17 protein-coding genes are annotated in these 25,895 nt (G+C 65.5%); 5 read left to right on the top strand and 12 right to left on the bottom strand.

The genetic code is table 11. The features are described from left to right. Positions 1-56 precede the first annotated feature (56 nt). The 3 genes from IC762_RS11700 to eutB form a co-directional block, all read right to left on the bottom strand. A complete protein-coding gene (locus IC762_RS11700; RefSeq protein WP_195788953.1) occupies positions 57-2,441 on the bottom strand; it encodes an efflux RND transporter permease subunit in 2,385 nt (794 codons plus the stop codon). Positions 2,442-2,836: 395 nt separating this feature from the next. Beyond that, positions 2,837-4,423 carry a B12-binding domain-containing radical SAM protein gene (locus tag IC762_RS11695; protein ID WP_195788952.1) on the bottom strand — a complete coding sequence of 529 codons (1,587 nt, stop codon included), beginning with the start codon at positions 4,421-4,423 and terminating at the stop codon, positions 2,837-2,839. A gap of 194 nt (positions 4,424-4,617) precedes the next feature. After that, positions 4,618-6,018 carry an ethanolamine ammonia-lyase subunit EutB gene (gene eutB / locus IC762_RS11690; RefSeq protein ID WP_195788951.1) on the bottom strand — a complete coding sequence of 467 codons (1,401 nt, stop codon included), beginning with the start codon at positions 6,016-6,018 and terminating at the stop codon, positions 4,618-4,620. Positions 6,019-6,360: 342 nt separating this feature from the next. On the opposite strand from eutB, the gene IC762_RS11685 reads away from it, so the two are divergent. Further along, the gene (locus IC762_RS11685; protein WP_195788950.1) at positions 6,361-8,067 is read left to right on the top strand and encodes a methyl-accepting chemotaxis protein; all 1,707 of its coding nucleotides are present in this window, start codon (positions 6,361-6,363) and stop codon (positions 8,065-8,067) included. Between the two features lie 14 nt (positions 8,068-8,081). Here IC762_RS11685 and IC762_RS11680 read toward each other — a convergent pair whose 3' ends face one another. The 6 genes from IC762_RS11680 to IC762_RS11655 form a co-directional block, all read right to left on the bottom strand. Then, entirely contained in the window at positions 8,082-8,582 is a 501-nt protein-coding gene (locus IC762_RS11680) for a DUF3592 domain-containing protein (RefSeq protein ID WP_195788949.1), read from the bottom strand. Between the two features lie 88 nt (positions 8,583-8,670). Beyond that, entirely contained in the window at positions 8,671-9,549 is an 879-nt protein-coding gene (locus IC762_RS11675) for a transglutaminase family protein (RefSeq protein ID WP_195788948.1), read from the bottom strand. Next, positions 9,546-12,077, bottom strand: coding sequence for a circularly permuted type 2 ATP-grasp protein (locus IC762_RS11670; protein ID WP_195788947.1), 2,532 nt, complete (start codon positions 12,075-12,077; stop codon positions 9,546-9,548). Before IC762_RS11670 ends, IC762_RS11675 begins: the two co-directional genes overlap by 4 nt. 20 nt (positions 12,078-12,097) lie before the next feature. Next, positions 12,098-15,358 carry a DUF2126 domain-containing protein gene (locus IC762_RS11665; protein ID WP_195788946.1) on the bottom strand — a complete coding sequence of 1,087 codons (3,261 nt, stop codon included), beginning with the start codon at positions 15,356-15,358 and terminating at the stop codon, positions 12,098-12,100. A 250-nt stretch (positions 15,359-15,608) separates the two neighbouring features. After that, positions 15,609-16,472 (bottom strand): glycosyltransferase family 2 protein, encoded by an 864-nt coding sequence (locus IC762_RS11660; RefSeq protein WP_195788945.1) that lies wholly within the window; start codon positions 16,470-16,472, stop codon positions 15,609-15,611. Continuing rightward, on the bottom strand, positions 16,469-17,194 hold the full coding sequence (locus IC762_RS11655) for a class I SAM-dependent methyltransferase (RefSeq protein WP_195788944.1): 726 nt from the start codon (positions 17,192-17,194) through the stop codon (positions 16,469-16,471). Before IC762_RS11655 ends, IC762_RS11660 begins: the two co-directional genes overlap by 4 nt. On the opposite strand from IC762_RS11655, the gene IC762_RS11650 reads away from it, so the two are divergent. The 4 genes from IC762_RS11650 to IC762_RS11635 all read left to right on the top strand — a co-directional run bounded on the left by IC762_RS11650 (position 17,193) and on the right by IC762_RS11635 (position 22,131). After that, positions 17,193-17,471 carry a hypothetical protein gene (locus tag IC762_RS11650; RefSeq protein WP_195788943.1) on the top strand — a complete coding sequence of 93 codons (279 nt, stop codon included), beginning with the start codon at positions 17,193-17,195 and terminating at the stop codon, positions 17,469-17,471. The two genes, IC762_RS11655 and IC762_RS11650, sit on opposite strands and share 2 nt — an antisense overlap. Then, positions 17,468-19,126, top strand: coding sequence for a hypothetical protein (locus IC762_RS11645; RefSeq protein WP_195788942.1), 1,659 nt, complete (start codon positions 17,468-17,470; stop codon positions 19,124-19,126). The genes IC762_RS11650 and IC762_RS11645 overlap by 4 nt, the downstream gene beginning before the upstream one ends. A gap of 74 nt (positions 19,127-19,200) precedes the next feature. Further along, positions 19,201-21,102 (top strand): asparagine synthase (glutamine-hydrolyzing), encoded by a 1,902-nt coding sequence (asnB, locus tag IC762_RS11640; protein ID WP_195788941.1) that lies wholly within the window; start codon positions 19,201-19,203, stop codon positions 21,100-21,102. A gap of 102 nt (positions 21,103-21,204) precedes the next feature. Beyond that, positions 21,205-22,131, top strand: coding sequence for a lipase family protein (locus tag IC762_RS11635; RefSeq protein ID WP_195788940.1), 927 nt, complete (start codon positions 21,205-21,207; stop codon positions 22,129-22,131). A 123-nt stretch (positions 22,132-22,254) separates the two neighbouring features. On the opposite strand, the gene IC762_RS11630 is transcribed toward IC762_RS11635, so the two are convergent. From IC762_RS11630 to IC762_RS11620, 3 genes are all read right to left on the bottom strand, one after another. Beyond that, positions 22,255-23,778 (bottom strand): UxaA family hydrolase, encoded by a 1,524-nt coding sequence (locus IC762_RS11630; RefSeq protein ID WP_195788939.1) that lies wholly within the window; start codon positions 23,776-23,778, stop codon positions 22,255-22,257. A gap of 188 nt (positions 23,779-23,966) precedes the next feature. Further along, entirely contained in the window at positions 23,967-24,743 is a 777-nt protein-coding gene (locus IC762_RS11625) for an HpcH/HpaI aldolase family protein (RefSeq protein WP_195788938.1), read from the bottom strand. A 49-nt stretch (positions 24,744-24,792) separates the two neighbouring features. Then, the gene (locus IC762_RS11620) at positions 24,793-25,878 is read right to left on the bottom strand and encodes a malate/lactate/ureidoglycolate dehydrogenase (protein ID WP_195788937.1); all 1,086 of its coding nucleotides are present in this window, start codon (positions 25,876-25,878) and stop codon (positions 24,793-24,795) included. Between the last annotated feature and the right edge of the window lie 17 nt (positions 25,879-25,895).

Raw genomic sequence — 25,895 nt, 5'->3', positions numbered from 1 at the left:
GCAAAAAGGCCCGGTTCCGATGATCTCGGAACCGGGCCTTTTTCATTGTCCGGAGATCAGGCCTTTTCGATCGGCGCGGGTTGCCCCGGCTTGCCGCGAAGCCTTTGCGACAGGTTGATCAGGAACATCGAGGTCGGCCGCAGGATGAAGAGATCCGCGACCAGGGCTGCGACCATCGAGAACGCGCTGAGCCAGCCGAATAGCCGCAGCGACGGCAGGTCGGAGAACACGGTGACGACGAGGCCGCAGGCCAGCACCACCGTGGTCAGGATCAGCGCCGGGCCGACCAGCACGGTGGCACGCTCCACCGCGAGCTCCGGCGTGACGCCGGGCTTGGTCTCCAGCCGCAGGCGGTTGAGGAAGTGGATGGTGGCGCTGAGGCCCAGGCCGAACGAGACCGTGAGCGCCACGACGCTGGCGAACTGCAGCCCCTCGCCGAGCAGATAGAGCACGGTGCCCGACAGCACCACGGGGAAGATGCCGGGCAGGATGCAGGAGAACATCACCACGACCGAGCGGAACGCGAGCCCGATGAAGATCGCGACCAGCGCGAATTCGACGGTCAGCCCGCGGTTGAGCTTCTCGATCATGCTGGCGCTGTTGCGCGCCGCAATGGCCGAAAGTCCGGTGACCGCGATCTCGTAGCCGGGATGCTCGGCGCGGACCTTGTCGAGCTCGTGATCGAGCTTCTCGACCACCGGGAGAAGCTGGCTGGAATCGAGGTCGGGCACGCGGCCCGACACCACCACCGCGTCCTGGGCCTTGTCGATGAAGCGGCGCACCAGATGTTCGGGGATCAGGTCGACATATTCCTTGAGCGTGTTGACGTCGCTGGTGCCGGCCTTCTCCGCCAGCCAGCGGCGCAGGGTCTCCAGCGACCAGACGTTGCCGACGCCGGCGCTCTTCTCCACCATGGCATGGACATCGGCGATCGTGTTCAGCGTCTCCGGTGCGTAGAGCGAGGCGCCCTTGGGGAATTCGATCAGCACGTCGATCGGATTGGCGCCGGTCAGCTTGGCGTCGAGCCGGTTCGATGCCGCCACCGCCTGCCGCTTGTCCGGCACCTGGTCGGCCAGCCGGTAGCGCGGCTGCAGATTGGCATAGACGACGCCGAGGCTGCCGACGATCACAAGCGCGATCAGGCTGAACAGCCCGGGACGGCCGACCATGCGCACCGCGATCCAGTAGCAGAAATTGCGCAGCGCCTGCACGCCGGCATCGGCGCTCTGGAACTTGACCGCAAAGACCTTCTCGTTGCGCACCAGCAGGATGCCGAACACCGGCACCAGCGAGAGCACCGCGACCAGCGCGATGATGGTGGCCGCAAGCCCGGCTTCGCCGAACTTGCGGATCAGGTCGGAATCCGAGAATTGCAGCGCGATGAAGGAAATGCCCGCCGTGCCGTGGGTCAGCACGCAGGCCGGGCCGACCACCAGCACCGCGTTCTTGAACGCGGTGAACTTGTCCTGGCCCGCGATCAGCCGGTCGCGCGCCGCGAATGTCAGCTGCATCGAATCGGAGAAGCTGATCACCATGATGAGCGGCGTCATCACGTTGAGGAACATGTTGAGATTGAAATTGGCCCAGCCGAGGCCGCCGAGCGCAAGCAGGATCGCGATCATCGGCGGGAACGCCGCCGCCACCATAAAGGAGATCTTGCGGAAGAAGATGATGGCGATGATGCAGCCGGCGAGGATGCCGAGGATGTTGTAGGTCAGGCCGTCGCGCTCGACCGCGTTGCGGATCTCGAGCTGCATCACCGGCACGCCGGAGAGCTGGGCATTGAGCCCGCTGCCGGAGAGATCGTCGGCCATGATCTTTCTGATGTCGCCGACAGCCGTCGAGAGCTTGTTGCTGCCGACCACCTCGGGATCGAGCGACAGCACGATCAGCGCCAGCGTGCCGTCCTCCGACAACAGCTTGCCGCGGATGATCTCGTTGCTTTTGACGGTCTCGATGAACTTGGCGTAGGCGTCGCCTTCCGGCAATTCGTTCGGGAACAGCGCCGCCGGCAGCTTGCCGGGCGCCGGTGCCTGGCGCGCCGAGAACAGCGACACCAGGCCGCGCACTCCGTCGACGAGTTGCAAATCGGTGACCATGTCGCGCAGCTTGCCGAGATTGTCGCGCGCCAGCAGCGTCTTGCCTTCGACCACGACGAGGACGTCGAATTCGGTCGCCGGGAAGCGCTTGGTCACCGCCTCATACTGCTTGTAGTCCTTGGAGTTGGAACGGAACAGCTGCGACAGCGAGTCGTCGATTTTGATCCGGTGCACGCCGAACACGGCGCCGATCAACAGCAGCACGAGCACGATGCAGGACAGGATCGGCGCCCGCATCGGGATCAGGCCAAGCCGTTCGATCCCGAACGCGATGCTCGGCCCCGAGCGCGGCTCTTCGACCTTCTCGACGTGGACCTGACTTTCGGAATTCTTTTCGAGCATGCCCTGTCCAGTTCCTGAAATCGGCGCAGTCTGTTTCGCTGGGGTCTTGTGGCGCGATGCGGCTCGCGAGCGCGGTTGATCGGCGCTAGTCCTTGAAAACACGCGAATATTGACCGGCGCCGGTTTTACAGATCAGACCCTTTGCTCGCAAGCGCGCCCGCTTGCCCAAATCGGTCCGGAACCGTCGAATACCGTCGCCAAGTATCTGATTTGCCACACTCAGGTATCGCATTCCGGCACCGTCCCCGGCGCCTTTTGCTGTTCGGCGCGACTGCCGTGATCTGGCGTGCCGGATCGTCGCGCACAAGCCCAAGGCGTCCTGAACGGGGTCCTGATACGGCGCCCCTGATACGGCGTCTGGACGGGACATAGTACCGGCGCGGCCGGGATTGCGGCTATTCCGCGGGGACGGAGGCCTCGCGCAGCCGAAGCGAGTAGTTCGACGCATTCTGCCGCCCGCTCGAGGCGGCGCGCGCGAAGGTGATCAGATGATGGGCGACCAGAGTCGCTCCGATCAGGCCTTCGATGTCGCCGCGCTTGATCCGGCCCAGCGCGAACTTCCAGAACACGCGCCTGTAGTCGCCGAGCACGCCGACCTTCCAGAAGATGTTGCGCAGCATGATCAGGCCGCGGCGGATATTGGGCCAGGTCTTCATCTCCGGGCTGACCGGCATCTTGATGCGGTTGGCATAGGTGTAGTCGCATTGGTATTGGTAGCGCGCAAACAGCTTCGCAGGCTCGTAGGCGAGCTCCATGCATTTGCGCCAGGAGCTGACCACCTCGTCATACGGCAGCAGGAACTGGACGTTGGAATCGCGGCTGTCGTCGTCGATCAGCCTTCCCGCTTTTTCCAGGCGATCCCACAGCGGCGTCTTCGGCAGCGCCTGCAGCAGATTGATGGTCAACAGCGGAATGTGGGACTCGTCGACGAAGGACAACAGCGCATCGCCGGTCCCGGCCTTGTCGGTATCGAGCCCCATGATGATGCCGGAGACCACCTCCATCCCGAAGGAATTGATGGTGCGCACGCCCTCCAGGATCGGGACCATCATGTTCTGGTCCTTGTGCATCGCCTTCAGCGCATCCGGATCCGGCGTCTCGATGCCGACGAAGATCGTGACGAAGAAGGCCTCGCGCATCTTCTCCAGGATCTCCGGCCGCTTGGCGATGTTGAGCGTCGCCTCGCAGGCGAGCCGGGTGACGTAGCCGGTCCGCTTCTGCCACGCGATCAGATGTGGCAGCAGCTCGCTTGCGGCCTTGCGATTGCCGATGAAATTGTCGTCGACGAAATAGACCGTATCGGTCGCGCCGCAGGCACGCAGCTTGTCCAGCTCGGCGATGATCTGTTGGGGCGTTTTCAGGCGCGGATTGCGGCCGTAGAGACCCGGGATGTCGCAGAACTCGCACTGATAGGGGCAGCCGGAGGAAAACTGGATGCTGCCGAGAAAGTACTTCTTGGTTTCGGCGAGCTCATAGGCCGGCAGCGGAAACTCCGTCATCGGCAGGCGGTCTTTGGTCGTCAGCACCACCTGCTGCTCCGGCCGCGTGGTGTCCTCGGCCAGGCGCCTGAACAGCTCGTTGGTGGCGTCGCCGAGTTCGCCAACATGGAGGTAGTCGAATGAGGGATAGTAGTCCGGGCAGGCACTGACCGACGGACCGCCGATCGCGACCGGAAGGTCGTGGTCGTGCGCGCGATGACAGATGTCGTTCATCTGCTGGCGCTGGATGTGCATGCCGCTGACGAACACGGCGTCCGCCCACTCGAAATCCGCCTGGGTCGCCGGACGAAGATTCTCGTCGATGAAACGAACCGGCCAATTCTCGGGCAGATAGGCCGCGATCAGCAGCAGGCCCTGCGGCGGCATGAACGCCTTGACGCCGTCGGTGAGCGGGTAAGAGTGCTCGAACGTTCCAAAAGAGGACGTATAGCGCGGGAAGACGCACAGGATACGCCGTTCCGTTGCAATGCGCTCAGCTCTCATCAATCGACCCCGCAGTACCACCCAAATCTAACCACGAGCCGGAACGCTGGGCCAGAAATTCTTCAACATTGTGGCACCAGCTAACGTCACAACTCCGGGATGGTTGCTTAAAAGTGTGACGCGGCTTTCCGAAAAGATCACGCTCAAACAAAAAGCAAAAGCGCGATGACGATTCAACTCAGTCTCACCGCGGTTTAAGATGCGGTTTTCATATCGGTCAGCAGCCTGGAAGCAAATTCAGGCAATAGCCCTGCGTCGCCGACAAGGCGGAGGTCGGGCCCGGCGAGCCCTTCGCGCATCAGCCAGTCGTCGAATTCGGGCGCCCGCTTCAGGCCGAACAGGCCGCGGACATAGCGCGCGTCGTGAATCGAGCTCATCTGTCCGTTCAGCATGACGTCATCAGCGCCCGCGGTGCCCATCATCGAGGTCATGCCGGCGGCTGCCAGCAGCGTCAGCAGATTGTCCGCGTCGCCGGAATCGGCCTCGGTGTGACCGATGTGGCCGACGTCGACACTGATCGGCAAGCCGAGCAGCTTGCCGCAGAAATGGCCATCGAGCCCGGCGCGAATGATTTGCCTGCCGCCGTGGGGATGTTCGGGACCGATCGAGCCGACCACGCTGTTGACGAGCAGCGGATCGAAGGCACGCGCCACGGCGTAGGCGCGCGCCTCGCAGGTCTGCCGGTCGACCTGGTGGCGGGCATCGGCCGACGGCGCCGAGCCCTGCCCGGTCTGAAAATACATCACATGATCGCCGACGGTGCCGCGGCGGAGCGAGAGGGCGGCCTCGCGCGCTTCCCGCAACAGCGAGAGGTCGATGCCAAAACTGCGGTTCGCTGCCTCGGTGCCGGCGATCGACTGGAATACCAGATCGATCGGCAGCCCCTGCCCGATCAGGCCGAGCGTGGTCGTGACATGGGTGAGGACGCAAACCTGCGTCGGTATCGCCAGCCGCACGATGATGTCGTCGAGCAGCCGCAGCAGGGTTGCGATCACATTGGGATCATCGCTCGCCGGATTGATGCTGATGCAGGCATCGCCCGATCCGAGCAGCAGCCCGTCGAGGATCGAGGCGGTGATGCCCTTGACGTCGTCGAACCGGCGGTTGGGCTGCAGCCTGGCGCTCATCCTGCCGCGCAGGCCGATGGTGTTGCGGAAGCCGGTGGTCACCTCGCATTTCGCCGCAACCAGCATCAGGTCCTGGTTGCGCATCAGCTTCGACACCGCGGCCACCATCTCCGGCGTGACGGCGCGCGAGATCTTCCGCAGCGCCTCGCCGGTCGCGGCCTCCGACAGCAGCCAGTCGCGGAAGCCGCCGACGGTGAGCGACGACAGCGGCACGAATCCCGCGACATCGTGGCTGTCGAGGATCAGGCGGGTGACCTCGTCGTCCTCATAGGGGATCACCGGCTCTTCGAGGAACTGCCGGAGCGGCACATCGGCAAGCGCGCGCCGGGCGGCGAACATCTGCTCGGCCGTCTCGGCCGCGATGCCGGCCAAACGGTCGCCGGAGCGCGGGGCTGAGGCCTTGGCGAGCAGGTCGCGCAGGTCATCGAAGGCGTAGCTGGTGGCGTCGAGGGTGTGGCGATAGCGCATGGGGAAATTCGGACCTGAAAAGCAGGCCGGCGTAACCTAGCACCTCTTTGCGAAGTCCGAGCCGGCTTGCCGCCCCTGCGCATGCAATTCGCAAAGCCGGGGTGTGACAAGCTGCCGCAGTAATGCGCCGTGGTTTTAGCCGGTGAGACTCAGAGTTGTCGGTAAGCAATTGGCATTGCTGGAAAAAGTTTCAAAAATTGTATCGCCGAAAAGCACCTGCGTTAAGAAAACATCCATGAAGATTTTCCATAATTCCTAATCGGCCGAAGGTACTCCCCGGCCTCTTGGAGTGCCCCGATGTCAATTTCCCCTGCATCCACCGCCCTGTCGTCCCGTCCCCCGATGGCATCCCGATTCTCGCTCGCAGCCCGGCTATATTCGACATTCGCGCTGATTGCGGTGCTGACCGCAGCCATCGCCGCGCTCTCCGACTATAACACGCGGCGGAATGCCGAGCTGACCGAAGCCGTCGACCTCGCAAGCCGCGCCGCGCTCAATGTCGAGCGGGTCAACTCGCTGGTCTATGCGGTGGTCATGGAATCCCGCGGCATCTACATGTCGAGCGAACCCGCGACAGTGAAGAAGTATGGCGAAGGCCTCCTGAGGTTCAACGACAGCATCCTCGCCGTGGTCAAGAACTGGGAAACCCTGGTCCGGGCCGACGACGCCGAGCAGTTCGCAACCTTCAAGAAGCGCATCGCGCAGTTCATCGACTTCCGCAAGGAGCTGGTCCGCCGCGGTGTCGAGATCAATGCCGCTGCCGGACGCGAATGGGGCGACAATGACGCCAACCGCGAGGTGCGCAGCGCGCTGAACAAGGATCTCGAGGCGCTGTCGAAGGTCTATGCCGAGCGCAGCAAGCGGCTGGCGCGGCAGAGCGACGCCAACCGCGAGATGGCGCTGGTGCTGACCGGGCTCGGCGCTGCGGCGCTGATCGCGGTCGTGCTCGGCGTCCTGATCATCGCCCGCTCGATCGCCCGGCCGCTGTCGCAGATCACCGCGACGATCAAGCGCGTCGCCGACGGCGCCGACCATATCGAGGTCCCGCATGTCGGCCGCAGCGACGAGATCGGCGCGCTGGCCCGCGCCATCGGCGTGTTTCAGGAGGCGATGGCGCGCAACCGCAGCCTCAACGCGCAGGTCGTGCAGGACTCCGAGGCGCGCGACGCACGCGGCCGGCAGATCGAAAGCTCGGTCGAGACGTTTCGCGGCGCGATCGGCTCGGTGCTGCGCGCAGTCCAGGACAATGCCGCCACGATGCGCGGAACCGCGCAGACCATCGCCAGCGTCGCGGCAAACGCGAGCGGGCGCGCGGTTGCCGCCGCGAGCGCGACCGAGCAGGCCTCCAGCAACGTCTCGGCGGTCGCAGGCGCAGCCGAAGAACTCTCCGCCTCGGTCCAGGAGATCGGCCGCCAGGTCAAGCAATCCTCCGGCGCGGTCGAGCAGGCCGGCACCCGGACCGACCGCTCGATCACCGAGATCGAGGGGCTTGCCGCCACCACCCAGCGGATCGACGGCGTGCTGAGCCTGATCCAGGCGATCGCCGAGCAGACCAATCTGCTGGCGCTGAATGCCACCATCGAGGCGGCACGCGCCGGCGAAGCCGGCCGCGGCTTTGCCGTCGTCGCGCATGAGGTCAAGGCGCTGGCCGGCCAGACCGCGAAGGCGACCGCCGAGATCGGCGAGAATGTCGGCCTGATCCAGGCCTCGACCCGCTCTTCGGTCGCCGCCGTGCGCGAAATCGGCCAGGCCGTGCGCGAGATCAACAGCGTCACCGCGAACATCGCCAGCGCCATCGGCCAGCAGGACGCCGCCACGCGGGAAATCTCCGTCAACGCGCAGATGGCCGCACAGGGCAACGAGACGCTGGTCCAGAACATCGGCTCGCTGCGCGACGACATCGGCCAGACCAGCCACGCGGCGGAATCGGTCCTCACGGCCTCGAACGACCTGACCGCGACCGCCGAGACGCTGTCGCGCGAGGTCGAGCAGTTCTTCCGCAGCCTGCGCGCCGAAGCGGCGGATGGCGCGCGGCGGACGGGGACCTGACCAGGCGCAGCCTGTCAGCGCAACGCGGCCATCGCACCGGGCCAGAAAGCGAACGCGAACAGGCCGAGGACCATCGCATACCATGCCGCTGCGTGGAGGACTTTCATGAAGGCGCGTCCATCCTCGCGCGCCCGCGTCGGATGAAGCGGATCGTAGATCACGCTCACCCTTGCGCCGACCCAATCGGTTGCTGCATTGACCGGCAAGTGCGACTCGAAGCGCCTGATCTTGCCCGAGCGGTCCGCGAACTCGATGATCGGCGTGTCGGGGCCGTCGCCTCCGGTGTCGATTCCCACCACCTTGCCGCTGGCGACGGCGCGGCGGCGGCGCAGCACGAGATCGCCGTAACTCTGCGGAAACACCAGCGCCAACAATAGCAGGCCGCAGATGAACGCCCAGATTTGCATGTCGGCCGGCGAATAACCGAACGCTTCGGCGACCACGCGCAGCGGTGACAGGGCGTGGTGTACCGCCGCCGTCACGCTTTCCGAGAAGCTGTTTCCGGCCTGCCCCATGGAAGCCCCCAGCAAGAAAAACAGGGAAATCCTACACGGGAATTGGGAGAGCGAGATTAACGGGGACGATGCAATTCAAGCCAACGGCTTAGTCCACCAGCAACACATCCACCGCGACCGCGAGCTTCTGCTTGCGCGCGCCGACGATGACGCCGTCGACCGGGGAAACGTCGGCAAAGTCGCGGCCGATCGCCAGAATGATGTGGTCGTTTGCGACCATCAGATCGTTGGTCGGATCAAAGCCGATCCAGCCGAGTTCGCTGCCGCACCAGACCGAGACCCAGGCATGGGTCGCATCGGCGCCCTGCAGCCGCGGCTGGCCCGGCGGCGGGATGGTGCGCAGATAGCCGCTGACATAGGCCGCCGGCAGGCCGAGCCCGCGCAGGCCCGCGATCATCACATGGGCAAAATCCTGGCACACGCCGTGGCGCTTCTCGAACGCTTCCTTCAGAGGCGTCGAGATCACGGTCGCCTTGGGGTCGTATTTGAACTCGCTGCGGATGCGCCGCATCAGATCGGCTGCGCCAGACAGGATGCCGCCGCCGGGCGGAAAGCTCGTGGCCGCGTAGTCCGTCACCGGCCGCAGCACCGGCACCAGCGCACTGGCGAAAATATAGCCGACCGGCGAATCCGAGCCGAGGCTCGTTGCCTCCGCGGCGATGTCGCGCATGCTCTCCCATGATGGGCTCGCGGCATCGCGCGGCGGCGGCTGCCGCGCCACCGCCACCCGCGAGCGGGAATCGATGCGGAGGTTGCGGTGCGAGGTCTCGATCAGGACGCTTTCGGTCAGCGTGCCGAAGAAATCCCGCCGGGCGGTGCGCTCCGCCGGCTTCGGCCGGATCTCGACCGAATGGGAGATCAGGCGCTGGCCGTCGCCCGTCATCGGCTCGAGCCGCAGCGCGCAGCGCGCGAAGCCGACCGGCGTCTCGTAGCTATAGGTGGTGACGTGACGGATGTCGTAGATCACGCCAGCCCCGTGAGCTTCTCCGGCCGGCTGGCATTCGGTCCGTGCGGAAAATAATGCGACCCGATCGCATCGGACAGGCTCAACAGATCCTGCTCCAGCGCAAACATCGTCTTGACGTCGAGGCTCGCCGCTTCCGCCGTCGTCAGCATCGCCTCGGTCGCGACTGCAAGCCGCTGCGGCCGCTCGATCAGGCCGTGTTCTTTCAGGCTCGGCAGCGCCGCGATGTGCTCGTTGAGGCTTGCGACCTGGAATGCGACCGAGCGCGGATTGTAGGGATCGAGCACCGCGAGATCGCGCACCGGTGCGAGCAGTGGCTGCAGCAGATAGCGCGAGCGATAGGTGATCTGGCAGTCGACCAGCGTCAGCAGGATGTCGAGGTCCTCGTCGCCGGCCTCGTCATAGGCGAACTGGCGCGCGAAGCGCGTGGTGTTGATGGCGCGCTCGACGCGGCGGCCCATCTCGAGGAAGCGCCAGCCGGCGGCGCGGTTCATGTTCTCCTGCGCGAGCCCGGCGAAGCTTGCAAGCTCCTGCAGCGTCAGTTCTGCAGCGCTGATGACGCCGTCATCGTCATGGACTTCGATCGCCAGCCGCTCGGTCATCTCGGTGATGACCTGCCAGGCATCCGGCGACAACCGCTCGCGCAGGCCGGTGGCGGTGCGCTGTGCCGAGCGGACCAGCGACAGTGCCGAGCCGAATTTTTCCGCGCTCTGCAGCGCTTCGAGCGCGACCTTGGCGGGATTGGCGCGCGCGGTCTGCGAAGCCGCTCCCCAGGTCACCAGCATGCGCTGGATGCGCTCGGCCGAATGCATCGTCGTCGCGGCGCCGGTCGCGCTCGCGCGGGCTGGATCGCGCAGCGGCGTCGACAATGCGCGGATCAGCCGGATCGTCGCCTCGGCGCGCTCGAGGTAACGGCCGAGCCAGAACAGATTATCGGCGGCGCGGCTCGGCAGCACGCCGGCGATACGGCGGATCCGCACGGTATCGACCGCCGGCAGCAAGGTCGAGGTCGCCACCGCCTTGTCGGAGACCACCCAGACGTCGGCGGAGACGGCACCGTCGCCCATCGACACCGCGCGCGCATCGGCGCGCTCGGCGATCCGGCAGAAGCCGCCGGGCAACACGGTCCAGCCATCGGGGGTGGCAGCGGCGAACACCCGCAGTACGAAGGGGCGCGGCGCAATGCGGCCGTTCTCCCAGACCGGCGTGGTGGACAGGCGCACCAGCTCCTGACCGACATAGTCGATGCCGCGATGGGCAATCGCGTCCTTGAGGCGGTCGCGCTCGGCGGGCGACAGCTCGCTCGGAAGCACCGGGCCGTTGCCGGGAAAATCCGGCACGCCGCGGCCGTAGGCGCCCTCGATCGCGAAGGCATCGAGCCGCGACAGCACCTCCTCGCGCGCGGATTTCTGGCCACACCACCAGGTCGCGATATGCGGCATCATCAGATCTTCGGAGAGCAGGCGGCGGCAGAGATTGGGCAGGAAGCCGAGCAGCGCCCGCGCTTCCAGTACGCCCGAACCCGGCATGTTGGCGACCACGACGCCGCTCTTGCGCAACACCTCGATCAGGCCGGGCACGCCGAGATAGGACGAGGCATCGAGCTCGAGCGGATCGAGCATGTTGGAATCGACCCGGCGCAGCAGCACGTCGAGCCGCTTCAATCCTGCGACGGTGCGGATGTGGATGCGGTCGCCGGACACCGCGAGATCGTCGCCCTCGACCAGCAGGAAGCCGAGATAGCGCGCCAGCGTGGCGTGCTCGAAATAGGTCTCGTTGAATGCGCCCGGCGTCAGCAGGCCGATCCGCGGCTCGTCGCGGTCGGCGCTGGCGCGCAGCGAATCGCGGAAGGATTCGAAGAACGGCGCGACACGCTCGACATTCATCGACTTGTAGAGATTGGAGAAGGCGCGCGACAGCACCAGGCGGTTCTCCAGCGCGTAGCCGGCGCCCGACGGCGCCTGCGTGCGGTCGCCGAGCACCCACCAGCGGCCGTCCGGGCCGCGGCCGATGTCGGCTGCATAGAGATGCAGATAGCGGCCGCCCGGCGGCTTGATGCCGCTGACCGCGCGCAGATATTCGCTGCTGCCGGCGATCGCTGCGGCCGGGACCGCGCCGCTCTGGACCAGTCGCCCCTCGCCATAGAGATCGGCCAGCACCATCTCGAGCAGCTGCGCGCGCTGCGCGATGCCGGCGGCGAGCTGCCGCCAGTCGGCCGCATCGATGATCAGCGGCAGATGGCTGAGCGGCCAGATCCGGTCGGTGGCATCACCCGGCGCGCGGTAGGTGACACCCGCCTCGCGCAGATGACGATCGGCCGCGGCGAAACGCCGCTCGATGTCAGCCGGCGACAGCGCGGCAAAGGCATCGAAGAAGCGGCTCCAGACCGGCCGCGGCATGTCGCCGTCACCGATATACTCGTCGGGGATGCCGGGAAGACGGACATAGTCGCGCGCCCATTGCGCCATCCGGCGCTGACCGGGACGGGCCCTGCTCTCTTGACTGTTGCCTTGGCCGCCCGATCCGGTCATCGCACTTCCCCACAGCGCAATTAGTGCAGGAGCGGCGTCCGCAAGTCGAGGGTCAGCGGAAACTCAATTGTGCGTTCTTCCGGCGGCAGCTCGATCTTGCCGGGGGTGTGGCCGTGGTCCTGGAAGCGCGCCAGCCGCCGCGCCTCGGCTTCATTGGAATTGACCGGCTTGGTCTCGTAATTGCGGCCACCGGGATGGGCGACATGATAGACGCAGCCGCCGAGCGAGCGGCCGTTCCAGGTGTCGATGATGTCAAAGGTCAGCGGCGCGTGCACGGGAATGGTCGGGTGCAGCCCGGAGGCCGGCTGCCAGGCCTTGAAGCGGACGCCGGCGACGGCCTCGCCGGCGCGGCCGGTCCCGGTCATCGGCATCCGCCGGCCGTTGCAGGTGATGATGTGGCGGCCTTCGACGAAGCCGGTCGCCTTGACCTGCAGCCGCTCGACCGAGCTGTCGACGTAGCGCACCGTGCCGCCGGCGGTGCCCTCCTCGCCCAACACATGCCAGGGCTCCAGCGCCTGCCGCAGCTCCATTGTGACACCGCCGTGATGGATGCGGCCGAAAGCGGGAAAGCGGAATTCGAGCTGCGCCTGATACCATTCCGGCTCGACCTCGTAGCCGGATTGCTTGAGCTCGGCGAGCACACCGAGAAAATCCTCCCAGAGGAAATGCGGCAGCATGAAGCGGTCATGCAGCGCGGTGCCCCAGCGCACGAACTTTCCCTGCTGCGGCTCGCGCCACAATTTCGCGATCAGCGCGCGGATCAGCAGCTGCTGCGCCAGCGACATCCTGGGATCGGGCGGCATCTCGAGCGCGCGGAATTCGACCAGGCCGAGCCGGCCGGTCGGACCGTCGGGCGAATACAGCTTGTCGATGCAGATCTCGGCGCGGTGGGTGTTGCCGGTGATATCGACCAGGATGTGCCGGAACAGGCGGTCGACCAGCCACAGCGGCGCCTCCATGCCCGCCGGCGGCACGTGCGACAGCGCGATCTCCAGTTCATAGAGCCCGTCGTGCCGCGCCTCGTCGATGCGCGGCGCCTGGCTGGTAGGGCCGATGAACATGCCGGAGAACAAATAGGACAGCGACGGATGGCGCTGCCAGTACAGCACGAGGCTCTTCAAAAGATCGGGCCGGCGCAGGAATGGCGAGTCCTCCGGCTTGCTGCCGCCGACCACGACGTGATTGCCGCCGCCGGTGCCGGTGTGACGGCCGTCGATCAGGAAACGGTTGGCGCCGAGCCGCGTCTTGGCGGCGTCCTCGTAGAGACCGAGCGTGATGTCGACCGCCTCGCGCCAGCTCTGCGCCGGCTGCACATTGATCTCGATCACGCCGGGATCGGGCGTCACCTTGATGACTTCGATGCGCGGATCGAACGGCGGCGCGTAGCCCTCGACATGGACCTGCAATTGCAGCTCTTCCGCGGTCGCCTCGAGCGCGGCGACCAGGTCGAGATAATCCTCGACTTTCTCGACCGGCGGCATGAACGCGCACAGCACGCCGTCGCGAACCTCGATCGACATCGCGGTGCGCACCGGCAGCGGCTCCGGAATGTCCTTCAGCGCCTGCCGCAGCGCCGCGTCCGCCAGCGCGTCGCGCGGCGCCATCGGATCGGGCTCGACGACGTAGGGGTAGTCCTCCGGCGGGACGTCTTCCAGCGAGGCGATCGGCAGCCGCAAGCCCAGCGGGGAATCGCCCGGAAACAGGAACAAATGGCTGCGCCGGATCTTCCAATGCTCGCTGCGCCAGCGCGCCGGCACGCGGTCGCCGAGCGGCGTCCAGCGCTGGATCGGCAATACAAAGCCCTTCGGCGTGGTCAGGCCTTCATCGAACACCCGCGCCAGCCGCGCGCGCTCCTCCGGATCGGTGAGCTTCGAGTTGGCGGGCGTCACGTTGGCCGGCAGGCCCGCCTCCCGCTGCAGCCAGAAAGCGGGGTCCTCATAGGCGGCCAGCACGTAGTCGGCACCGAGACCGAGCTTGCTTGCCGTGCCTTCGGCGAAACGCCTGGCATCCGCGACCTCGGCCTTGCGCGGGTTGCCGATGCCGGCGATCAGGTCGGCATTGTTCCAGATCGGCTTGCCGTCCTTGCGCCAGTAGAGACCGAATGCCCAGCGCGGCAGGCTCTCGCCCGGATACCATTTGCCCTGCCCGTAATGCAGCAGGCCGCCCGGCGCAAAGCGCGTGCGCAGCTTGCGGATCAGGTCGTCGGCGAGCGCGCGCTTGGTCGGGCCCACCGCGGCAACGTTCCATTCCGGCGATTCCGGATCGTCGATCGAGACGAAAGTCGGCTCGCCGCCCATCGTCAGCCGGACGTCATCCTGCTTCAGATCGAGATCGATCTGCTCGCCGACCCTGTCGAGCCGTGCCCACGATTGATCCGAGAACGGCTTGGTGATCCGCGGCGCCTCACGAATCCGCTTCACGCTCATCTCGAAGCCGAACTCGACCTTGGCGGCGCCGGCGGAGCCGGTCACCGGTGCAGCGGAGCGATAATGCGGCGTGGCGCAGACCGGGATGTGTCCCTCGCCGGTCAGCATTCCCGACGTGACGTCGAACCCGATCCAGCCGGCGCCTGGCAGATAGACTTCGGCCCAGGCGTGCAGGTCGGTGAAATCGTTCTCGACCTCGCGCGGTCCTTCGAGCGGATCGATGTCGGGCCTGACCTGGATCAGATAGCCGGAGACGAAGCGCGCGGCGAGCCCGAGATGGCGTAGCGTCTGGATGAACAGCCACGCCGAGTCGCGGCAGGAGCCGGAGCCCGCGGCCAGCGTCTCCTCCGGCGTCTGGATGCCGGCCTCCATGCGGATCAGATAGCTGATCCGCTTCTGCAGCTGCGCGTTGAGCTCGACCAGGAAATTGACCGTCGAATCGGCCTTGCGAGGGATCTCCTTGAGGTAAGCCGCAAGCAACGGACCGGGCTCGTCCGCCTCCAGATAGGGCGCAAGCTCGATCGTGAGATCGCCGGCATAGTCGAATGGAAAGCTGCTGGCATAGGGTTCGACGAAGAAGTCGAACGGATTGATCACGACCATCTGGGCCGTGAAGTCGACCTCGACTCTGAGTTCGGTCGCCTTCTCCGGGAAGACGTAGCGCGCGAGCCAGTTGCCCTGCGGATCCTGCTGCCAGTTCACGAAGTGATTGGCCGGCGTCACCTTCAGCGAATAGCTCGAGATCGGCGTGCGGGTGTGCGGGGCGGGGCGGAGCCGAATGGTCTGGGGCCCAAGGTCGATCGGCCGGTCGTATTTGTAGTGGGTGACGTGATGCAGTGCGACGGATATCGACACGGGCGGGGAGCTCCAGCAGCTTTTTTGAGCAGAACACTGCTGCCGGGGCGGATCAAGCACTAACAAGCGGCACGCGATGCCTATGGGTCGGGCTGGGGTCGCAATGCCAAATTGTCGAAAACAACCCCATGCAAAGGTGCCGGCGGCTGCCGCCGTTCGAAACGGCAACTTGACACGTCGGGCAAATCAGAGGCATTATTCCAATATTCAGAAATCGTGCAAGGGCCCGTGGCCTGCGCCTGCAGCGGGCTCAGGCCCGGTCCATGATCTGCTTGAGCAGCACCGCCAGCATCCCGATCGCGAAGATGATGATCGAGACCATCGCGGTGCCGACGGCCAGCATCACGCCGGTGACGATCTTGAAGTAGAGCGAGATCACCATCATCAGGGTGGCGGCCGCGAGGCAGATCAGGCTGAACAACAGGAACAGCTTCAGCGGGTTGTAGTAGACGATCGCCTCCATGACGTATTGCAACGTGCGGAGCGCATCGCGGAACAGCCGCACCTTGCTGCGGCCGGCCCGTTCGAAATAGTCGATCTTCGAGTAGGCGACGAAGCGGCCCGTCATCATGTAGGCGAGCGTCATCGACGTCGTGAAGCTGAAGGTGTCGCAGAGATGCGGGAAGTAGCGCATCACGGCCGTCCGGCTGAACACGCGCAGGCCGGAATTGATGTCCGGGATCCGGCGTCCGGCCGACCACTCGACCAGAAAGCGCAGGATCGCCCGCAGCGGCATCTTCAGCCAGGATTCCCGGTAGTGCGGCCCGTGCCGCTGACCGACCGCCATATCGAAGCCTTCGCGATGCAGCCGCACCAGTTCCGGAATGGCCGTGATCGGATAGGTGCCGTCCGCATCGCAAATCGCGATCGTGTCGTACTGCGCGGCGTCGATGCCGTCCTTCAGCGAGCGGCCGTAGCCGATATTGTGCGGGTGCCGGACGATGCGTGCGCCCGCTTCCGCGGCGATCTTCCCGGTCCCGTCACGCGATCCGTCGTCGACGACGACGACCTCGAACGGCACCAGATTGGCCGCGGTGAGCACCTTCGAGATTTCCGAGACCGTCGCGCCGATCGAAGCTTCCTCGTTGAGGGCGGGGATCACAACCGAGATCATTTGCGTTTCGCCACGCAGATCAGGGACTGGCCGAAGAAGCCGCGCGTCAGCGGATCGACCATCCTGGAAATGGGAAGAATGTACTTGTCGAAAATCCGGATCTGCGCGTTGACCGCGCCGTCGTCGAGCGACTGGTGCCCGGCAAAGCGATTCACCCACCAGGCGAGGCCGCCGATCGAATTGAAATAGCGCAGCTCGAGAATCTCGATCGGCACGTCCTTGCAGGCCTTCAGCATCATCGGCTTGTCGTAGCGGCGATAATGGCCGGCGAGACGATCGAGCTCGCCATAGAGCTGCTGCAGCGCCGGCACCAGCAGCAGCAGATGCCCGCCCGGCGCCAGCGCGTGCGCGAGATTGGTGACCGCGCGATTGTCGTCCTCGATGTGCTCGATGACGTTGCAGCACACGACCGTGTCGACCTTGCCCGGCCCGAAGCGCGACCTGAACTCTTCCGACGTAATATCGGCCAACGAGAAATCGCCGCCGGGAAACTTCGCGCGCGAGCCCTCGACATTCGCGGGATCGATATCGACGCCGCGATAGCTGCCGCGCTTGCTCAGATATTCGTAGTAGCTGCCATGGCCGATGCCGACCTCGAGCACGTCGCGCCCGAAATAGGGACTGAGCGTGCTGACGATCCATTCCATGTAGTTGTGCGCATCGGCGATCGCGCTCGAGAATGTCGGCGCGAGCGGGTCGGTGCGAGCGGTGTCAGACTCCATGATGACCCCTGGCCGACGGGCGATCGTCGCTGCGGATGCGCGCGTCCAGTTCGCCGTCGCGGCGATCGGCATGCATAAGCATCCGGCGACGGATGGATGCCGGATGGCGCTGTTTTCGGCTGCTGCGATCGATGGTTTTCATATTGGTCGAAGGGCTAATGGAACAAAACTGGAATATTCCAAACGCGTTTGCATTTGGCTAGCGGGTAGTGCATATCTCCCCTCGGTTGCAACATCAACCGCCGTGTTTTTCAGCATTTTTCCGGGTATTCCATGACGCTGCGACGACTGGTGGGCTGCCTCGTGGCCATTGGGGTAGCGCTCGTCTGGCTGCGTTCCCTCGGTATCCGCCTTCCCTACATGAATCAGGTCCCGGTGTTCGACGGCGATGCCATGACATCGGAAGCGTCGATGTGGGCCCGCATCTGGTGGGACGAAGGCCCGTTCAAGCTGTGGTTCTCGACACCGTTCAATCCGCCCTCGATCGAAGCCCCGCTGCGCTCGCTGTATGAGTCATGGCCGCCGGGCGCCTTCGTTCCGATCTATCTGACCGCGCTCGTGATGGGTGTCCCGCCGAGCATTCCGATGGTGAACTGGATCAACACCACCGAGCACGGGCTGATCGCGATGGCGGCGGCCTTCATCGCCTACAATGTCGGCCTGCTGAACCGGCTCGGGAAAGTGACCAGCGCGCTGCTCGCGGTCGGCGTCAGCTTCCCGATCCTGCTCTCGCGCGGTCCGCTGTACGTCATGTCGCAGATCTACGACGTCACCAACGCCGTGCTGGTCTACCTGGCGATCTTCCTCGTGCTCGAGACGCTGTACTACAGCGCGCAGTCCGCGCGTGACAAATGGGTCATCACCGCCCTGCAGCTGGTCACGATCTACATCGCGTTCTTCGTCGATTGGCTGTCCTACACGCTGTTCGCATTCTGGATCCTGAGCCGGCTGGCGGCAGGCTATCTCGGCGTGGAACCTCGGCTGAAGCTGCGCCGCGTGCTCACGCTGTGGCTGATCCCGGCGAGCGCGTTCGTCCTGTACCTGGTGTGGCGATTCGGCGCTCCGGGCTCGATGGCGAGAACATCGGGGATGCGTGCCTCGATCAATCACCTGCTCTTCAAGATCGCGCAGCGGATGAACCTGACCAATGACAGCCCGATCACGGGCTTCACCCACGTGTTCGTCGGGGAAATGCACACCAGCCACTACAACGCCATTGCGTTCTCATTGATCATGGGATCCGCACTGGCGACCCTGCTGCTGGTGGTGATCTCGTTCCGCCTGGCGCGCGATCAGGAGGAGCGCAAGGCGGTGTTCGTGACCGGCGCGATGCTGGTCCTGGTCAGCGTGCCGTTCTATCTGCACATGATCATCCTGTACGAGCACACCTATATCCATCGCTGGGCGATGATGAAGGTGATGCTGGCCTACGGCCTGGTGCCGTTCGCCCTGCTCCCGATCGCCGCGCTGACGGCGATCCGGCTGGCCGGCGGCAGCAATGTGCTGGTCCGCGCGGCCTTGCCGGTCGTGGGCCTTGCCGTCGGCATTGTCGCGATCGTCAACGCCAAGCAGATCACCGACGAGAAATGGTATTTGCTCGGACGCGTCGATCCGAAAAGCTATCAGATGTGGACGGATATCGGCGAGAAGACGGCCTATCAGGACGTCGTCGTTTCGCCGGCTCTCGAAGCCGGGCCAATGAGTACGGCGATCGGCGCATCCTACAAGCTGGTCCATCCCGTGAAGGACTTCGCCGAGGTCGACAAATTGGTCGAGCGCGTCTGCGGTGACTTCAACGTCGTCGTTGCGCTGCCGGAAGGCACCGACCCCGGCGAATTCGGCTCGCGGCCGCCGACCGAGGTGATCGACACCGGGAGAATCCGGCTGCTCCGGTTTGCGCATTACAAGGGAAAGGCGCAGAGCTGCTCCTGAACTTCACCGCCCGGCCGCACCCGCGACGACCGTCGCGCTGTCGCTCGCCGGCCGATATGATGTAATCTCGCCCCATGTGTGGAATTGCCGGCATCCTTCATCTCGACGGCCGCAACGTCGACCGCGCCCTGTTGGAGCGGATGAACGCAACGCTCGTGCATCGCGGCCCCGATGCCGGCGAGACATGGTGCGACGGCGCCATCGGCTTCGCGCATCGCAGGCTCGCCATTCGCGATCTGACCGACGCCGGCCGCCAGCCGATGAGCGACCCGAGCGGCCGGATCACCGTCACGTATAATGGCGAGATCTACAACGAGGCCGAGTTGCGCCGAGAGCTGGAGCGCGATTTCGGCGTGGTGTTCCGCTCGCATTGCGACACCGAGGTGCTGCCCGCCGGCTATCTCGCCTGGGGCGATGAATTGTTCTCCCGCATCGAAGGCATCTTCGCGATCGGGCTGTGGGACAACGCCGAGAGGCGCCTGGTGCTGGCGCGGGATTCGATCGGAACCAAGCCGCTGTTCTTTTCGCGGGTCGAAAGCACCGTGCGCTTCGCCAGCGAGATCAAGGGAATTTTGGCCGACCCGGCCCATCCGCGCGAGTTCGACGCCGACGGCCTGCACCGCTTCCTCGCGATGGGCTATGTCGGGCCGACCGCGACCACGATGCGGCACATCCGCCAGGTCGAGCCCGGTGCGCTGACGATCTTCCAGCACGGCAGCGAGAGCGCGCGGCGCTTCTGGCGACCGCGCCGGACCGCCCGCTTTCGCCGGCTCGACGAGGCCGTGGAGACGTTCCTGCCGTTGTTCGAGCGCGTGGTCGGCGATCAATTGGTCAGCGACGTCCCGGTCGGGGTGCTGCAGAGCGGCGGGATCGACAGCTCGCTGATCGCCTACTCGCTGGCCAAGCGCGGGCAGTTTCCGCTGGTGACGGCCTCCTTCGCCGAGCAGTCGCACGACGAGAGCAAGATCGCTTCGCTGGTGGCACAGCAGACCGCGCTGCCGCACCGGATCGTTCCGATCAGCGAGGACCCGGATCCTGCCGCGACCCTGGCGCGCGTCGTGCATCATTTCGACGGCCAGGTTGCCGATGAAAGCGCCGGCCCGTTGCTGCTGTTGACCGCCGAGCTGCGCCGCAACTCCACCGTGGCGCTGTCCGGCGACGGTGCCGACGAATTCTTCGGCGGATACCCGACCTATCGCGCGACGCGCATGGCCGAGCGTTTCGGCGGCGCCATTCCGACCGGGATCGCCAGGTCGGTCGGGCGATTGATGTACCGCGCCTCGGGCGCCGACGAGACCCGCCTGCCCGCGACCGCGCTGCTGTCCCGCTTCCTGCTCGGGCTCGCCGCCGGCGGTCCGCTCGCGCATGCGGAATGGCGGCGTTACATTCCCGAATTCCTGGTCCGACGGATCTACGGGCCGGCGCTGCGGCACCTCGAAGGCGTCAGCCCGATGGCGGGCTATCGCACGGCGATCGAGCAGGCCGATGGTCCAGCCCTGCTCGACCGCTGCCTGATCGCGGACCAGACCTATCATTTGCCCGCCGGTCTCCTGATGAAGACCGACGCGATGAGCATGGCCAACGGCGTCGAGATCCGGGTGCCGTTCCTCGACCGGCGGATCATGGAACTGTCGGGCGCCTGCAGCGCGGAGCTGATCGTGCAGCCGGGCGGCCCGACCAAGCCGCTGCTGCGCCAGGCGCTGCGCGACAAGGGCGCGGCCGCCGCGATCTGGCAGGCGCCGAAGCGCGGCTTCAACAATCCGCTGTCGGGATTGCTGCGCGGCGCGCTGCGGCCGCTCGCCGAGCGGACGTTCGAGCGTTCCACGGATATCTTTGCGCCTTATCTCCAGCCTGACGCTGTCCGCGCGCTGTGGCGCGAGCACGCCGATCTCAAGACCAATCATGCCTATGCGCTGTGGCCGCTGTTGAGCTTCGCGCTGTGGCGCTCCGAGCTCGAGGGCCGCAGCCTCGCCTAACCTACCGGTAGCCCGGATGCGGCCCAAACTCCCGGTTGTCGATATCATCTACCCGTGGTTGAATTGATCACATCGATCCCGCTCGTGGCAGGAGATGCCGCAATGAGCTTTCTGGTCGCGATCAGCCGAGGCGCCTATCCCGACGCCGCGCTCAAGACTTTCGCAGCGAGCCCGTCATTCGCCATCGACGACGCCAAGGCGATGATGTGGATGTCGCAGCTCGCCTACGAGACCAACGACCCCGGCAAGGTGAAGGACATCCTGACCGCCTGGCAGCTCGAGCTGAAGGGGCTGGCCAGCAACGACCCGGTCACCGGGCTGCCGCCGCACAGCGCCTGCTTCGTGGCCGCGGCGGGGCGCAACGCCACCATCATCGCCTTCTCCGGCACCGATCCGCTCAAGATCGAGGACTGGATCACCGACTTCACCGCGATCCGCTCCGTCGACGGCCTGCATGGCGGGTTCAAGGACGCGGTCGATACCGTCTGGCCGCAGATCGCGCCCATCGTCCGGCAGCGTCCGGCCGGCGGCCTGTTCTTCACCGGCCACAGCCTCGGCGGCGCGCTGGCGGTGATCGCAGCCGAACGCGCCATGCGCGAGCTCGGCGCCACCGCGGCCGCGGTCACGACGTTCGGCGGTCCGCGCGTCGGCGGACTGGATTTCTTCAACAGCTACACGCCGGCGCTGGGCGACCGCACCTTCCGCATGGTGCATGGCGACGACGTGGTGCCGACGGTGCCGCCGCCCCTGCTCAACACCTTCCTCCATGTCGGAAGAATGGAGCAGTGCCCGACCGACAGCACGTTTGCCGATCCGCCCACCCTGTCCGCGACAAGCGGCAACGATCCCGGCTTCGTCGACGGCCTGGTCCAGGCCGGCCTCGACGACGTCCGCGCCATCGCCTCGTTGCGCTTCATCCGCCGCATCGGACCGCGCCCGCTCGACATGTTCGCAAGCGTGCTGCCGCGGATCGTGCGCGACCATGTGCCTGCGAGCTATTTCCGCGCGCTGGGGATTCCGTTGCGGTGAACGACGCCCGTCACCGTCATTGCGAGAAGCGAAGCGACGAAGCAATCCATGTTTCCGCGCGCGGCGAGATGGATTGCTTCGCTACGCTCGCAATGACGGTGTAGCGACGACCGTTTCCTACATCTACATCGTCGCGCCGAGCACCCAGGGCGCGAACTCGGCGCCCCCGAAATCAAAGCTCTCGCTCTTGGTCGGCTGGCCGGAGGCAGTCTTGAGGATCAGGTCAAAGATGCGCTGGCCGCATTCCTGCACGCTCTCCTCGCCGTCGAGGATGGTGCCGCAATTGACGTCCATGTCGTCTTCCATCCGCTTGTACATCGGCGTGTTGGTCGCGAGCTTGATCGAGGGCGCCGGCTTGCAGCCGAACACGCTGCCGCGGCCGGTGGTGAAGCAGACCAGATTGGCGCCGCCGGCGACCTGCCCGGTCGCCGCGACCGGGTCGTAGCCGGGCGTGTCCATGAAGACAAAGCCCTTCTTGGTGACGGGTTCGGCGTAATTCAGGACGTCGACGAGATTGGTGCTGCCGGCCTTGGCCATCGCACCCAATGATTTTTCCAGGATGGTGGTGAGGCCGCCGGCCTTGTTGCCGGGGCTCGGATTGGCGTTCATCTCGGCGCGCTCACGCTGGGTGTATTCCTCCCACCAGCGCATCAGGCCGACCAGCTTCTCGCCGACCTCGCGGCTGACCGCGCGGCGGGTCAGCAGATGCTCGGCACCATAGGTCTCCGGGGTTTCCGACAGGATCACCGTGCCGCCGTGGCGGACCAAGAGATCGCTGGCTGCGCCCAGCGCCGGGTTCGCCGACACGCCGGAGTAACCATCGGAGCCGCCGCATTGCAGCGCCACCGTGAGTTCGCTCGCGGACACCGGCTCGCGCTTGACCTTGTTGGCGTCGGTCAGCGCCTCCCTGACGAAGGCAACGCCGGCCTCGACCGTCTTGCGGGTGCCGCCGACCTCCTGGATGTCCATCGCGCGCAGCCGGCCGGCGAGCTTCTGTTCGGCCATCAACCCGCCGATCTGGTTCACCTCGCAGCCGAGGCCGAGCACGATGACGTTGGAGAAGTTCACATGACGCGCGTAGCCGCCGAGCGTGCGGCGAAGCAGCGCCAAGGGCTCGTCCTGGGTCATGCCGCAGCCGGTCTTGTGGGTCAGCGCGACAACGCCGTCGACGTTCGGAAAGTCGGCCAGCGGATTGTCGCCGGTGAAGGGATTCTTCTTGAAGACATCGGCGACGAGGCCAGCGACATGGGCGCTGCAATTCACCGAGGTGAGGATGCCGATATAGTTACGGGTCGCGACGCGGCCATCCGGACGACGGATGCCGTCGAAGGTCGCCGGCAGGTCGAAGTTCGGCACCGGCTTGACGTCGACGCCATAGGCGTAGTCCTTGTCGAAATCGCCCATGCCGCAATTCTGCGTGTGCACGTGCTGCCCCGGCGCGATCGGCTGCGTGGCGAAGCCGATGATCTGACCGTAGCGCTTGATCGGCTCGCCCGTCGCGATCGGCTTGATGGCGACCTTGTGGCCGGCCGGAATGCGATCGACCGTGGTGACGCCATCGGCAACCTCGAGCCCCGGCGGCAGACTTGCGCGCGCGATCAGCACGCTGTCGTCGGGATGCAGGCGGATTGTTTGTGCCGAGGCCATGGTGGTTCTCCTTCGGAGTTCTTCTTCACCTCTCCCCGCCCTTTGCGGGGAGAGGTCGAATTCTCGCGCAGCGAGAATTCGGGTGAGGGGCAAGGCACGCGCGCAATCGCGAACAAAGTGCTCGCCGGATAGAGGCCCCTCACCCCAACCCTCTCCCCGCGAAGTGCGGGGAGAGGGGGAGGAAAGATTTACGCCTTGCCGCCGGACTTCTCGCGGGTCGCGTTGACCTGCATCCTGGCGTAGGTCTGCATCAGGCCGACTTCGTTCGAGAGCGTGACGAGCTTGAAGCCCATGTTGATCGCGCGCGCCGCGCCTTCGGCGCCGGAGCAGTGGATGCCCGGGTTCAGCCCGCGCTTGCCGCATTCCTTGACGATCTTCTCGTAGATCGCGAGGATCTCCGGCTCGTCGCGATCGAGCTTTGGCACCAGGCCGTAGGAGAAGCCGAGATCGGACGGGCCGACATAGACGCCGTCGATGCCCTCGACATCGAGGATCGCTTCCATGTTCTCGACCGCAGTCTTGGTCTCCATCATCGGCAGCAGCACGATCTCGTCATTCGCGGTCTTCTGATAGGAGCCGGCCGAACCGTACATGCCGGAGCGGATCGGGCCGTTGGAGCGCACGCCCTTCGGCGGATATTTGGCGTAGGAGACCAGGTTCCTGGCTTCCGCGGGCGTGTTGACCATCGGGCAGATCACGCCGTAGGCGCCGCCGTCGAGCACCTTGCCGACGATGCCGGGCTCGTTCCAGGGCACGCGGACCATCGGCGTCACGGGATGGCCGTGCATCGACTGGAAGCACTGCACCATCGAGAGATAATCCTGCACGCCATGCTGCATGTCGACGGTGACGCTGTCGAAGCCGCACTGTGCAATCACCTCGGCGGAAAACCCGGAGGGGATCGCGAGCCACCCGTTCACCACTGCCTTGCCTGATGCCCAGACCTGCTTGACCTTGTTTGCCATAGATCGCGTTCCCTTTTGTGCTTCTTGTGAGCTTCTTGGAGGACGAACCCTAGCTGGTCGCCCGCTGGATAGAGACTTCGCTGACGCCGACTTCGCGTGCGGTATTCACTATCGCCGCCCAGGTGTCGTCAGGCAAGGGGATGCCGTTCTTGGTGCGCTCGGCGCGGGTTTTGCGCTCGGGATCGCCCGGAATCAGCACGGAATCCGTGCCGGCGATCGGCTTTGTTTCTCTGATGAAATCACTGTAGCGGGTGATCTCGCCATCGAAGAAGTTGCTGGTGTCGATCACCTTGGGATCGATGTAGAACGCCATCATGCCGTTGGCGAAACGCCGGTCCGACGACGTCGCGCCGGTGCCGGTCAGCGCGCCGCCGAGCAGCTCGCAGATGAAGGCCAGGCCCGAGCCCTTGTGATCGCCGAAGGCGCGGATCGCGCCGGTTCCCTTGGTGTGGTCGCGCGGTCCGTCCGGCGTGTACGGGCCGTACAGCACGTGCGGATCCTGGCTCAGCGTGCCGTCGGCATCGACCAGCGCACCTGGTGGCAGCTTCTTGCCGCCGCGGCTTGCCACGAGGCACTTGCCCTCCGCGACGACAGAGGTGGCGAAATCGAGCACGATCGGATCCTGGCCCTGGCGCGGAATGCCGACGCAATACGGCGCCGTCGACAGCCGCTTCTCGACGCCGCCGTAAGGCGCAACCAGCAGCGAGCCCGCCGCGGTCACGAAATGAATCGAGACGAGGCCTTCGGCGGCGGCCATTTCGGCCCAATCACCGACACGGCCGAGATGGCCGGAGTTGCGCAGCGCGACTGCGGCGAGGCCAGCCTTCTTGCACTTCTCGATCCCGAGCCGAACTGCGACCGGCGTGACGGTCTGGCCATAGCCGTACTTGCCGTCGACGACGGCGAGCGACGGCGTGTCGACCACGACCTCGGGGGTCTGGTTCGGCACGATCGAGCCCATCTTCTTCCACCGGACATAGACGGGAACACGGATCACGCCATGGCTGTCGTGCCCGGTAAGGTTCGCGGTCGTGAGGTAAGTCGCGATACGCCTCGCCTCTTCCGGAGACGACTCCGAATGGGAAAACACTTCGGAAACGAAATCGATGAGGTTATCGACCTTGATGGTGACCATGAAGGATCAGCTCGCTG

This window comes from Bradyrhizobium genosp. L, from assembly GCF_015624485.1.
GTDB lineage: Bacteria > Pseudomonadota > Alphaproteobacteria > Rhizobiales > Xanthobacteraceae > Bradyrhizobium.
The sequence above is the reverse complement of the archived record's forward strand: the minus strand, read 5'-3'. Positions and strand labels throughout refer to the sequence as shown.

Coding starts and splice junctions, on each gene's coding strand:
- IC762_RS11700 (WP_195788953.1), bottom strand. CDS start 2,441: ATGCTCGAAAAGAATTCCGAAAGTCAGGTCCACGTCGAGAAGGTCGAA.
- IC762_RS11695 (WP_195788952.1), bottom strand. CDS start 4,423: ATGAGAGCTGAGCGCATTGCAACGGAACGGCGTATCCTGTGCGTCTTC.
- eutB (WP_195788951.1), bottom strand. CDS start 6,018: ATGCGCTATCGCCACACCCTCGACGCCACCAGCTACGCCTTCGATGAC.
- IC762_RS11685 (WP_195788950.1), top strand. CDS start 6,361: ATGGCATCCCGATTCTCGCTCGCAGCCCGGCTATATTCGACATTCGCG.
- IC762_RS11680 (WP_195788949.1), bottom strand. CDS start 8,582: ATGGGGCAGGCCGGAAACAGCTTCTCGGAAAGCGTGACGGCGGCGGTA.
- IC762_RS11670 (WP_195788947.1), bottom strand. CDS start 12,077: ATGACCGGATCGGGCGGCCAAGGCAACAGTCAAGAGAGCAGGGCCCGT.
- IC762_RS11660 (WP_195788945.1), bottom strand. CDS start 16,472: ATGATCTCGGTTGTGATCCCCGCCCTCAACGAGGAAGCTTCGATCGGC.
- IC762_RS11650 (WP_195788943.1), top strand. CDS start 17,193: ATGATGACCCCTGGCCGACGGGCGATCGTCGCTGCGGATGCGCGCGTC.
- IC762_RS11655 (WP_195788944.1), bottom strand. CDS start 17,194: ATGGAGTCTGACACCGCTCGCACCGACCCGCTCGCGCCGACATTCTCG.
- IC762_RS11645 (WP_195788942.1), top strand. CDS start 17,468: ATGACGCTGCGACGACTGGTGGGCTGCCTCGTGGCCATTGGGGTAGCG.
- asnB (WP_195788941.1), top strand. CDS start 19,201: ATGTGTGGAATTGCCGGCATCCTTCATCTCGACGGCCGCAACGTCGAC.
- IC762_RS11635 (WP_195788940.1), top strand. CDS start 21,205: ATGAGCTTTCTGGTCGCGATCAGCCGAGGCGCCTATCCCGACGCCGCG.
- IC762_RS11630 (WP_195788939.1), bottom strand. CDS start 23,778: ATGGCCTCGGCACAAACAATCCGCCTGCATCCCGACGACAGCGTGCTG.
- IC762_RS11625 (WP_195788938.1), bottom strand. CDS start 24,743: ATGGCAAACAAGGTCAAGCAGGTCTGGGCATCAGGCAAGGCAGTGGTG.
- IC762_RS11620 (WP_195788937.1), bottom strand. CDS start 25,878: ATGGTCACCATCAAGGTCGATAACCTCATCGATTTCGTTTCCGAAGTG.